Raw genomic sequence first — 12,805 nt, 5'->3', positions numbered from 1 at the left:
AATATCCATTAATTATTTCACTAAAGTTTGAATTTAGGTTCGAGCAAGACTTCCTAAATTCAAACTTTTAATTTTATGAAAAATCAAAAATATCATAATAACCTATTATAATTATATTTGGTTTCTAATATGAAGTTTATATGAAGTTCATTTGAATTTTACATGAATTTCCTTTAATTTCTATTGTCTTCCTATAATATCCACATTATCCTTTACATATAGGAATTATTTTCATTCCATTTTGAACTATCTATATATATAAAGAAAGATAGTCACCTGTTAGGGAAAGGCTTTCGTATTATTATAAATATAACAAAAGAAAAAGCACGCTTATAAGCGCACCATAAGAGTGCTTCTTCATACAATTCTCATGTAAGAGTTCTCGAAAATCATGTTAATCACAAAGAAAAGGCATTAGCTCATAAAAGCTAATGCCTTTTCTTTATTCATATTGTTCAGCATTCCAATCTTCTATATTCCATACTTTTGTTATCCACGATTCATAGAAAGAAGGTTCATGGGAGACAATTAAAACTGTTCCTTTGTATTGTTGTAACGCTTCCTGTAAAGCCATCTTAGTTTCTACATCCAAATGATTAGTCGGTTCGTCTAAAATTAAAACATTGCTTTTCGTTACGATAAGTTCACATAAACGCACTTTCGTTTGCTCTCCACCGCTTAATAAACGAATAGGTTTTAATACGTGTTCTTCTTTCAATCCACACTTCGCTAATGCTTGGCGCACTTCTTTCTTTGTCATATCTGGTCGTTCTGCCCAAACTTTCTCTAACGGTGTTATTTCTGAAGCAAACTCTTCCTGTGCAAAATAAGCAGGATTTACTCGTTCCCCAACAAAAATTGAACCGCTTAGCGGCTTTATTTGACCTAATAACGTCTTTAACATTGTCGTTTTTCCAATACCGTTATGACCAACAACAGCTATCTTTTCTCCTTTTTTCACTTGTAAATTCAAGTCTGGAAATAACGGCTCACTATAACCCACTCTTAGTTTCTCAGCCTGTAATATACGACTTACTGGTTCATTATAAACAGTAAAAGCAAAACGGGACCGAGGTATATTATTAACCTTTTCAACCCTTTGCATTTTCTCCAATACTTTCTCTCGACTTTTTGCCTGTTTTGCTTTTCGAATCTTATTTTTTTGAATAAATGTTTCTAACTGAGCAATTTCTTTTTGTTGTTTCACATACGCCGATTGTAATTGTTTCCTTTGTACTTGGTAACTTTGTAAAAACTTTTCATAATCCCCTACATATCGCTTAACTTTTCGTTCTTCTAGATGGTAAATGACATTCGTAATATTGTTCAAAAATACTTCATCATGCGAAATGATAATATAAGCTTTTTCGTACAGTTTCAAGTACGATTGCAACCATTCTATATGTGCTGTATCTAAATAGTTCGTTGGTTCATCTAGCAATAAAACATCAGCTTTTTCTAGAAGAAGCTTTCCTAGTAATAACTTTGTCCGCTGTCCTCCACTTAACTTTGAAACATCCTTTTCCAATCCTATTTCAAACAGCCCTAAACCAATTGCCACTTCTTCAATTTCTGTATGAATTTGATAGAAATTAGAGTTTTCCAATATAGTTTGTAACTCTCCATACCTTACTAACAATTTTTCTACTTCTACTGCTTCAGCCATCTCTTCTGCAATTTTTAACATTTCGTATTCAATCGCATACAAGTTAGAAAATGCACTTTGCAAGTATCCTTCAATTGTTATTCCTTCTTGTAAATCTATATGCTGCTGCAAAAATCCAACCTTCACATGTGGAAACCATTCAATGTTCCCATCATCATGTATAAGTTCTCCTGTTAAAATTCTTAGCAGTGTTGATTTTCCAATCCCATTTTTTCCTACTAACCCAACATGCTCCCCCTTTAATAATCGAAAGCATGCATTATATAAGATGGTTTTCTCACCATACGAATGACTTAAATTTTCTACTGTTAATATACTCATTTTTTTCTCTCCTTTACTTATCGTCCATAAGCTAAATAGAGAGACCAACAGTATGAAGCCTTATTTAATTATGCATATAAAAATGGGTAAGGTGAATACACCTTACCCATTACATATTATCGTAAAAAAGGATTAAGGTTCTTTACCTGCTGTCTTCAATTTAGCTTAATCTTAAAAAATGGGCAGACTTCTCCCATATCAAGCTAAAACCATTTGAAGAACAGTTGATAAAGTCATTTTATCCTTTCACTCCTTTAACATTTGTTATATTAAGAGTATAAACTACTCTGTTATATTCTATTCTCTATTTTCCCTTTTGTTCCTTCTCCATCTTTTCATATTCTAAAAAAAGCCTCTTAACAGTAATTATACTAAAAACTGTTAAAAGGCTTTTTCTATTTTTTCATATAAGGAGCTAACACACTTAAAATCTCTTCTTTATCCTTTTTTAATTCGAGTGATGTTAACATATCCATCGTTCTCGGTCTAGGTAATTTCACTTGTACCTCGCCAACTATTGACGCTGGTCTTTGAGATAAAATAAATACGCGATCTGAAAGCAAGATTGCCTCATCTAAGTCATGTGTAACCATAACGATTGTTTGCTTCTCTTGATGCCAAGAGTTTAAAAGCCAGCTATGTACTTCCATTTTTGTAAATGCATCTAACTTTCCAAAAGGCTCATCAAGCAGCATAATTGGCTTTTCACATAAATATGTGCGCAGAAAACTAATTCTTTGACGCATACCACCAGACAATTCATCTGGATAATGGTCTGCATATTCATCTAGTTCGAACTGCTTTAATGCTTCCATTCCTTCTGTCAGCCTTTGTTTTTTCGGCTTTCCTTCAATTTCTAACGGAAGAACGATATTTTGCAAAGCTGATCGCCACGGTAGTAATAAATCTTGTTGTGGCATATAACTAACAACATCTTGCACTTGTACTTGCTTATCTTTATACATTACGTTCCCGCTTGTTGGTTTTTCAACATTTGCAATCATGTTTAATAATGTGCTTTTCCCGCAACCACTCGGTCCTACAAAGGAAACAAACTCTCCCTCTTGTATAGAGGCACTAATATTCTCTAATACATTCTTTCCGTCGAAAGATTTCACTATATTTTTTATTTGTAATCCGCTCATTTTTCACTTGGAAGGAATTCATTTGTAAAAGCATCTTTTACATCGATTTTCTTTTTAATAACTTTGTTGTCATATAAGAAATTCATGTAATTCGTCCAAATTTCTTCCTTCTGTACTCCCCATGCTTTCGCATCATCTTGATACTTCGTACTTAACCATTTCTGGCTTTCTTGAACTAAATCTTTATTTACATCTGGAACAGCTTTAATTAGAATATCAGCAGCTTCTTTCGGTTCCTTAATTGCAAAATTATAACCTTCTGTTGTTGCACTCATAAACTTTTTCACAAAGTCTTTATCTTGCTTCGTATGTTTTTCACTCGTAATAATAACAGGACTATAGAAATCAAGCGCTGGATCTAAGTCCTTCACCATAATCGTATTTAACTCTTTTCCTTGGCGCTTCGCTTCAATACCATCCCAACCGTAATAAATCCATTCGAAATCTGCATCACGGCCGATTGATTTAAAGAAATCTGTTTGTCCTAAGATGATTTTTTCAACTTTATTAAAATCAGCTTGATGCTTATCCATAATCGTCTTTAATGTCGCTTCTTCCGCTGGTCCTCCCCAGCCACCATAACGTTTACCTTCAAAATCTTTCGGTGACGTCATATTATCTTTCTTAAGCGATGCAAACGCTGAAGTGTTGTGCTGAATAATCGCTCCTACAGATACAACAGGAATTCCTTCCACACGAGCTAATGCTACATTTTCTTGTGCGCTTATTGCGAAGTCTGCTTTTCCTGATGCTATCATTTGCTCTGCTGTTACATTGTCACCTGGTTGAATAATTTCTACATCTAATCCTTGCTTTTTGTAATAATCTTTCGTTTGCGCTACATACAAGCCAGTATGATTCGTATTTGGAAACCAATCTAATACTACTTTTACTTTTTGATCTTTACTTGCACTTTCTTCTTTCTTCGCCGGATTACATCCAGCCACACCTACCGCTACTAAGGCAGCTAACATAACTTTCAAACCTTTTTTCATTTTCTGCCGTCCTTTCTATATATCCATGGTGCTGTTATTCTTGCCATAAACTCTACGATAAAATACAGGCATAATGTCACTATAACGATGATTGCTGCAACACCAAATACTCGGGCAGTCAAAAAGGATTTTGTAGCCCTCGTAAGCATAACGCCTAATCCTTCACTTGCACCGAGCCATTCTCCGATAATTGCCCCCATTACGCTATATGTAACTGCAATTTTTAAACCGGAGAAAAAGTATGGAAGCACTGCTGGAAATTTTACTTTCTGGTAAACTTGCCATTTTGTCGCCTTCATTGTTTGTAACAGCTTCAACATGTTTTTATCTACTGTTTGAAAACCTTCTAAAATACTAAGCGCAATTGGGAAGAAACAAACGAGTATTACGACCATTACTTTCGGCAACATCCCATATCCAAACCAAATAATAAATAGCGGTGCAAGTACAACAATTGGAATTGTTTGCGAAATAACGAGCAATGGATTTATTAAAATACGAAATAAAGGTATAACGTCCATAATAATTGCGATGCTCGTCCCCAATAAAATTGCAAAGAATAGTCCAATTATAACTTCCTGCAGTGTTTGCATCGTATTTGGTAATAGTAAATCTTTCATCCCAATTAATTCTTGAACAATGGCAGAAGGCTTTGGTAAAATCCACGGTTCGATTTTAAATAATGAAACAGATCCTTCCCATATCGCAATGAGAAGGATAAGCCAAATAGTTGTAATAAGTTTAGATTGCTTCTGGTTTTGCATATTCATCACGGTACTTCCAAACCTTTTCATCTATCGTTACACCAGTGCTTGGACGATAATGGATTTTAATAGAAGTAATCACTTCTTCTGCTCCAGCATCGACGCAAGCTTGTTGCGCACGTTTAACGACATCAAGAAGTACATCTAATTCTCCTTCCAAAGTTGTTTCCATTGCCCCTACTTCATAACGAACTCCCGATTGTTGCACAACTTCAATTGCTTTATCGACAACAGAATATACATCTTTCGTTTTCGCTTGTGGTACTACTGAAAATGACATTGTAACTTGTTGTGACATAATAAAATCCCCCTTATAAAATTAGATTTCAAAAATAAGAAAAGGCTTTCCTACTGCGTAGGAAAGCCTTGTATGCAAGTTATTATAGAATAACATATGCTACATCACTTTAAGTAACTCCCTACGCTGGCATTATCCAGATCAGGTTGAGGGTCGATGTTTACTTACATCCTCTCAGCCAATTGGCTCCCCGGTCCTTAATTCGTTTTCATTGTAGCATGATTTATTTTATTGAACAAACAAAAGCATGCATAATCATTTCATTATTTTTGGAAAATATCCAACTTTTTCACCATGAGCTAATAACTGCTGTATAAATTCTTTATTGATTGCTGGTACTATCAATTCTTTTTTCTTAATCCATTCATTCGTTCTACGCGTACCCATTACAATTTCAGATTGCTGCGCTCCATCTCCTGCAACTTGAGAAGCAATTAACTCTGCTATTACTTCATTTTCCTTCGCTAATTCAAGTCCGGTATTTACATATTCTGAAAGTGGAACCATTTTAAGATTGTATCCACACTCTCCAATTAACTGTATAAATTGTTCAAACTCAATTTGATGTGGATGACAAATATGTAACGTCTCTCCTACAATTTGCGAATCTTTTAAATACGATACAATTGATTTACTAGCAAAATCAATTGGTGTGAAATCAACTTTCCACTTCACATTTGGTGCTTTCCCAATTAATAGCATTGTTTTAATAAGACGATAAAATGCGTTTCCTTCAATATTTTGTTGGAACGAACCTGTTTCTGAATGACATGCTAAATTACCTGCACGATAAATATTTCCGCGCAAACCATTTTTCATTGCTTCACGAACAATGTTTTCCGCTTGTAGTTTACTATTTGAATATACATTCTCTAAGTCTACACTGTAATTAAAATCACCAGTTTTCATGTATGTATCCCATTGATCTACCGCTAATTCTAACGGGATACCAATTGTAGAAATAAATTGGAATGTAGCACCTTTCTCCGCTAATGCTAGCATACGGCTAGTTCCTTGGACATTTATATTTTCAAATTGTTTTACATCTCCAAAATGTCTTACATCTGCACCGCAATGAATTATCGTATCCATCTTAGAACTGATGAACATAAATTCTTCTTCGCTCATCCCAAGATACTCTTCCCCCAGATCACCAGCTACGGCCTGTATACGCTGTAACCATTCTTCACATATATCACTAAAGTAGCCTGTTAATGTATCTATAATTCTTTGTTGCACATCTTTGGTTGGTCTTACTAAACAATAAATAGTAGCAGATGTATCTCTCAACAATTCATATAATATGTGTGATCCTAAATAACCAGTAGCTCCTGTTAAAAAGACATTTAAAATCTGGGTTTCTTCCAAAACGTTTGCATACGTAATAGTATCTGGTTCGTGAATCACTTTATATTCACGAAATACTTCTTCTTTCTCTACTTTTACTTCTCGCTCAATTCGAGCTAATCCATATATCGTTCTTTCTTTAAAGAAATCTTGAATTGTTAAATGTGAAAAATCTTCTTTTAACAACGTTAAGACTCGTAATACTTTTAATGAATGTCCACCAATTGTAAAGAAATCATCATGCACTCCAACTTTTGAAATTCCTAATACTTCCGCCCAAGCGCGCGCTATTTGTCTCTCTGCTTTATTAGAAGGTGCAACATATTCTTGTAGACGAACCGATTCATACTTTTCTTCTAACTGAGCTAACTTCTTAACATCAATCTTTTTATTAGGTGTAAGTGGTAATTCATTAATATAAATTAGTTTAGATGGCACCATATAATCTGGTAATTGCTCTTGTAACTGATAAACTAATTCTGGTATTTCTTTTTTATTTAAAGTTGTATAGAACGCGATTAAATATTGGCTACCTTCCTTACTCTTCTTAGCAAAAACAGCATTTTCTTTTATATTATGATTTTGAGAAATTTTACTTTGGATTTCTCCTAGTTCAATACGATGTCCTCTAATCTTTACTTGATCATCTTTCCGATGTAAAAATTCTATATTTCCATCCTCTAATAACTTAACAATATCACCTGTTTTATATATATTAACTATAGGATTAAAAGGGTTCTGAATAAAAGCTTCAATTGTTTTATTAGGCTTATTAAAATACCCTTTTGCTAATCCTACTGAATCAATATATAATTCACCAGGTACACCAATTGGACAAAGATTCATATTCTCATCCAAAATCATAACTTGATAATTAGCACATGGTTTACCAATGGGAATACTCGCAACATCCTCATTTAACTGACTAGGTATTTTATAGGTTGTCGTCACTACAGTACATTCTGTCGGTCCGTATACATTATGAATTTCAACATTTGTACCTATTCTTTCTCTCCACAATTTAATAACCTCTACAGGCAACATTTCACCGCCAATCGCAATTCTTTTTAGGGAAGCTAGCTTATATATATCTTCTTCTGCTAAATAAGTTGCTACTTGTCGAACAAAAATTGTTGCTAACGCCAAGATCGAAGTTGCTTTCACTTTATAGATTGCATTTGCAAATGCTTCTACAGACAATCGCTCTTCCTCTAATAATACATACAAGTTTCCTCCGCAGAATAAAGAAGCAAATGACTCCCATACAGAAGCATCGAAACTAAAAGAAGGAAATTGGGCAAATACATCCTCTTCTGTCAATTCATATTGCTTTTGCATCCAAGTGTACAGATTAACAACCCCTCTATGTGCTAACATCGTTCCCTTTGGATTCCCTGTTGAACCAGACGTATAAATCATATAAGCTACATCATCACAATGAATAGACAACTTTACATCTATATCTTCACAAGTTTCACTATCATACATTGAAACTGTTTGAACCCCATCACATGTTATAGGCGTCTCTTTCATCAATATAACTTTCGCTTGGCTATCTTGAATAATGTACTGTATTCTACTTTCCGGATAATCTGGATCAATCGGAACATACGCTGCACCAGCTTTTAATATAGCTACCATACTTACTACTGTGTCTATGCTACGTTTCATAAATATTCCAACATAGTCTCCTAATTGGACGCCATTTTTAATTAACATATGAGCTATTTGATTACTTTTTTTATTTAGCTCCTCATAAGTTAAAATACCTTCCCTTGAAGATAAAGCTATACGATTTGGAAATTGAGTAACAGTATTATAGAACATATCGACGATACTTTTCTCAGGATATACTGCTGTCGTATCATTCACTTGACTATAAAGTGCCATCTCGGCCTCTGTAATAATATTAAAATTCTTTATATAATTATTCTTATTTTGTGATGTACCAATTAAAACACCTTGTATTTGTTGTGCATAACGAGTAATCGTTGTTTCCTTCCAATTAACACTATTAAATATTATTTCTACACTTTGCATATTTTTACTAAATACAAATTGTAATGTATTCGTGTCTTGTAGCTCATAATATGTTTCACCAATAATAATAGGTGACATTTCATATAATGTATTACCGTTTTGAAACTCTTCTATTTCTTCCTCATTCATTTCTTTAATTTGTTCCAGTTGCTCTTCAATCTGTAAATTCAAACTTTCATAGGAGAGAAAATTAGAAACTTCAATAGTAATCGGAAATAAACTTCCTCTTACATGATAAAGCACGACAATATGTTTTTCTTTAGAAATATGATATAACCACGTTGCAGTCGCTCCTATTAAATCTACAATATGAGTCAAATTTGGAAATAGTTCAGTTTTCCTTTTTATCCTAAGTTCCGTTCCTTGCACATCTTTAGGTATTTTAATACTTCCTTCTACTTTCCCTAAAAATTCTTTTACCATCTCATTATAAGAAATTGCTAATTTCATATTTATGTAAATTCCTCTCTTAAATATAATAAAGGTGTGAAAATTCACACCTTTTTCATCCCTTATTAACGGGCAGATTCGTTCAATTCATAATCAGTAGCGGAGATATCCCCTTTGATTAGAATTGAACTTTCTCCTTATTCGCTTTTAAACTCACCAATAAGCTCTTGTAATTCCTGAGAAAGCCAACTTAAAGAAGTCGCTAATTCTGCAATATCTTGTACTGATATTTCTTGCTCTTTCATGCTTTCTTCAACATTACTACTGCTGTTGGCATAAGTGTTTGCAATATGTGATAATTCATTTACGACTTGAACGATATTCTGGCTATTTTGTAAAATGTCACTCGAATTACCCGAAACAGCTTTTACTTGATCTGTAACAGATTGCGCTGATTTGGAGATTTTTTCAAAGAAATTCCCACTACTTTGAACAAGTGAAATTCCAGTTTCTACTTCTTTTGAACCTTTTTGCATTGAAACTACAGCATCTTCTGTCTCAGCTTGTGTTTCACCAATTAATTTCGCTATATCTTTAGCAGACGCTTCCGTTTGTTCTGCTAATTTTCGTACTTCATCAGCAACAACTGCAAACCCTCTCCCCGCTGCTCCAGCACGTGAAGCCTCAATAGAAGCATTTAAAGCTAATAAATTTGTTTGATTTGAAATACCTGTAATTACAGTTACGATATCACTAATTTCTTTTGACCTTGTTTCTAACGAATAAATGATGGAAGATAAATCTTGTACTGCATTTTGAATTAAACTCATTTGATTAATAATTTGTCCAATCACTTCATTACCTTCAATTGAATGTTGCTCCATACCTTCAGAAGCAACCGCAACTTGTTTCGCAGCCCCAGTTATCTCTTCTACCTTATCTTCCATTCCATGTACAATCCCTAAACATTGTTGTACTGAAGTTTTTTGAGACTGTGCCCCTACTCTTAAACCTTCAATAGAACTTGCAATCTCTTGAACTGCCATGCTGTTTTCCTCTGTACTCGCCGACAATTCTTGTGAAGAAGAAGAAACTTGCTCAGCAGTTTGCCTTACTTTATCTATAATCCCTTTAAACTTTTCAATCGTGTTATTGAAATAAACATTAATAATTCCAATATCATCTGGTCTTTCTTTTAATTTAATACTCAAGTCACCTTCACCAATTTTACGTAACCCTTCTCGTAAATCTTTTAATGGCGCTAATGAGTGACGCACGATAAAGAATTGAGTAATAGTCGCAATCGCTAATGAAATAATGATAAAGAGTAAGCCCTGTATCATAAACTTCTCTTTTGTAATAGGAACAATGGAAGCATCTAAGTCAGCCGCAATAATTGCAACAATATTGTTTTCTCCATCTGTAATTGGTTCTAATATTGTCACCCACGAACCTATTTCATCTTCATATACTTCTGTCATTTGGGCCTTTTTCGTATCAATGACTTTATCGTATGCCTTCATCCAATGAGCGGGTTGTTCATAATAATCTCCCGGCTTTATAGGGAACGCTTTTGTTAACTCTGTAGTCAAACCAACGAGTTGTAATTCTCGCTTTTCATTCGGCTTTGCTCCTGTAACATACGTTTGTCCAACACTTTTCAATTCTTTTGACACTTCATCTAATTTCTCTGTTAACTTTTCTTTTTTCACTTTTTCGGCTGTAGGATCTTTCGCCATGTCTCTAACTAATTCTACATCCAATTTTTTCAATACTATTTCTCCTGTTTCAATAGACTGCCTTTCAAATAAAGACATCATACTATTTTGAAACATGTTGAAACTTAGTGCACCCATACTTCCAACAAGTGTCAAAATAACTAATACGGTTAATAAGACGTTCTTTTGAAGGAACGATAACTTATGCCAATATTTTTTCATTAATATCCACCTTCCTTAATTAACATAAACAAAAAAACAAAATATATGAATATTTTGTTTGAAAATGTTTCTCAATATGTTCGAGAATAAAAAAAAGCCAATGTAAAAGCATTGGCCAAGACCAACCCTATCCGTCCGGTAACTGGCTAGCGTAGCCTTTCGACCTTAGCTCCTGTAGTTTTGCGTCCTCATGTTTCCATCAGTTTGCCTTTCTCGCTGAACGAGTTGAACGATATGGGAGTTCTATGAGAATTAATTTATTCTCTTTCAAAGATTACAACATATAAATCAAAATGTCTACTTATTTAGAGATATAAATACAAATTTTTAATGCATTGCTTTTTCAAAATAATTTCAAAAAGTACGTGAATGTTACTTTTTTTGTGTTATATAATAAAAAATGTATAAACAACAAGGATTTCTTCGGGTATTTATTTAATTTTCATTCAAATTAAACTATTCGAATATATCTTAACTAATGAATTTCGGAGGTAGTTTATCATGTTTTGGCTACAATTTCTTACCTTGTTACTCTGTATTTTTATTGGTGCACGCCTAGGCGGAGTTGGTTTAGGAGTAATGGGTGGAGTTGGTATGGCAATACTCGTTTTTGTCTTCCACTTACAACCAACCGCGCCTCCTATCGATGTAATGCTTATGATTTTGGCAGTAATTACAGCCGCTGGTGCTTTGCAAGCTGCTGGAGGAATGGACTATCTTGTTCATCTAGCTGAAAAAGCATTGCGAAAAAATCCAAAGCGTATTACTTTTTTTGCTCCAATTGTTACTTATTTATTCACACTATGTGCAGGTACTGGTCACGTTGCCTATTCTGTACTTCCTGTTATTGCAGAAGTCTCTCGTGAATCAGGGATTAGACCGGAACGCCCAATGTCGATTGCCGTAATCGCTTCTCAGCAAGCAATTACAGCTAGTCCAATTTCAGCTGCCACAGTTGCTCTTTTAGCAATGTTAGCTGACTATAAAATCACTTTATTAGATATTTTAAAAGTGAGTATTCCTTCTACTTTCATTGCTTGTATGTTAGCAGCATTCGTTGCTAGTAAGATGGGAAAAGAATTAAATGAAGACCCTGAATACTTAAAACGATTAAAAGAAGGAATGATTCCTAAGCTTGAAGAGAAAAAAGAATTTGTAGGTGTAAAGGGCGCAAAATTATCAGTTATCCTTTTCCTTGTAGGAACCTTCCTTGTTGTACTTCTTGGTTCATTTGAAGCACTTCGTCCAGGATGGATAGTTGATGGGAAGTTAGCCCGTCTTTCCATGCCGAACACAATTGAGATGGTTATGTTAACTATCGCGGCTCTTATTATTATTTTCTGTAAACCAAATGTAGAAAGCATTGTGTCTGGTAACGTCTTTAAAGCAGGAGCAACAGCAGTTGTTGCAATTTTCGGTATCGCTTGGATGGGAGATACTTTCTTTAATGGAAACTTAAATATGATTCAAGGATCTATTCAGCATTTAGTAACAAGTGCGCCTTGGCTATTTGCCATCGCACTATTCATTCTATCTATTTTACTGTACAGCCAAGCAGCAACAGTACGTGCCTTAATGCCACTTGGACTATCCCTTGGTATTCCACCAGCGCTACTGATTGCGATGTTCCCTGCAGTAAATGGATATTTCTTCATTCCGAACTATGGAACAATCGTTGCTGCCATTAACTTTGACCGTACCGGTACAACAGGTATTGGTAAATACGTATTAAATCATAGCTTTATGATTCCAGGCTTAATTGCAACATTTACTTCTATCGGAATTGGAATGCTTTTAATTTCTATTATGTTTTAAAGAAAAAGCACAAACCCTTATTTAAAAAGGTTTGTGCTTTTTTAATCAAACGTTTGTTTAAAATTTGGGGCAGTCCATTTCTCC

General features: G+C 34.3%; 8 protein-coding genes and 2 riboswitches. Of the genes, 1 reads left to right on the top strand and 7 read right to left on the bottom strand.

The window, feature by feature from the left end:
• Positions 1-442: 442 nt before the first annotated feature.
• The 7 genes from CQ064_RS17310 to CQ064_RS17280 all read right to left on the bottom strand — a co-directional run bounded on the left by CQ064_RS17310 (position 443) and on the right by CQ064_RS17280 (position 10,906).
• A complete protein-coding gene (locus CQ064_RS17310; RefSeq protein ID WP_000025950.1) occupies positions 443-1,987 on the bottom strand; it encodes an ABC-F family ATP-binding cassette domain-containing protein in 1,545 nt (514 codons plus the stop codon).
• A gap of 395 nt (positions 1,988-2,382) precedes the next feature.
• Positions 2,383-3,132, bottom strand: coding sequence for an ABC transporter ATP-binding protein (locus tag CQ064_RS17305; RefSeq protein WP_000016080.1), 750 nt, complete (start codon positions 3,130-3,132; stop codon positions 2,383-2,385).
• Positions 3,129-4,127 carry an ABC transporter substrate-binding protein gene (locus tag CQ064_RS17300; protein ID WP_000715569.1) on the bottom strand — a complete coding sequence of 333 codons (999 nt, stop codon included), beginning with the start codon at positions 4,125-4,127 and terminating at the stop codon, positions 3,129-3,131. The genes CQ064_RS17305 and CQ064_RS17300 overlap by 4 nt, the downstream gene beginning before the upstream one ends.
• Entirely contained in the window at positions 4,124-4,897 is a 774-nt protein-coding gene (locus CQ064_RS17295) for an ABC transporter permease (protein ID WP_001057164.1), read from the bottom strand. Before CQ064_RS17295 ends, CQ064_RS17300 begins: the two co-directional genes overlap by 4 nt.
• The gene (locus CQ064_RS17290; RefSeq protein WP_000082906.1) at positions 4,869-5,189 is read right to left on the bottom strand and encodes an MTH1187 family thiamine-binding protein; all 321 of its coding nucleotides are present in this window, start codon (positions 5,187-5,189) and stop codon (positions 4,869-4,871) included. Before CQ064_RS17290 ends, CQ064_RS17295 begins: the two co-directional genes overlap by 29 nt.
• A 101-nt stretch (positions 5,190-5,290) precedes the next feature.
• A riboswitch (TPP riboswitch) is annotated at positions 5,291-5,392 on the bottom strand.
• Between the two features lie 52 nt (positions 5,393-5,444).
• Positions 5,445-9,026 carry a non-ribosomal peptide synthetase family protein gene (locus CQ064_RS17285; protein ID WP_000761462.1) on the bottom strand — a complete coding sequence of 1,194 codons (3,582 nt, stop codon included), beginning with the start codon at positions 9,024-9,026 and terminating at the stop codon, positions 5,445-5,447.
• A gap of 137 nt (positions 9,027-9,163) precedes the next feature.
• On the bottom strand, positions 9,164-10,906 hold the full coding sequence (locus CQ064_RS17280) for a methyl-accepting chemotaxis protein (RefSeq protein WP_000761077.1): 1,743 nt from the start codon (positions 10,904-10,906) through the stop codon (positions 9,164-9,166).
• A 134-nt stretch (positions 10,907-11,040) separates the two neighbouring features.
• A riboswitch (cyclic di-GMP riboswitch) is annotated at positions 11,041-11,125 on the bottom strand.
• 282 nt (positions 11,126-11,407) lie between these two features.
• On the opposite strand from CQ064_RS17280, the gene CQ064_RS17275 reads away from it, so the two are divergent.
• Entirely contained in the window at positions 11,408-12,721 is a 1,314-nt protein-coding gene (locus CQ064_RS17275; protein WP_000498704.1) for an anaerobic C4-dicarboxylate transporter family protein, read from the top strand.
• The last annotated feature ends 84 nt before the right edge of the window (positions 12,722-12,805 follow it).

The organism is Bacillus sp. MYb78, from assembly GCF_002975115.1.
GTDB lineage: Bacteria > Bacillota > Bacilli > Bacillales > Bacillaceae_G > Bacillus_A > Bacillus_A cereus.
This window is presented reverse-complemented; position numbering and strand designations above follow the sequence as displayed.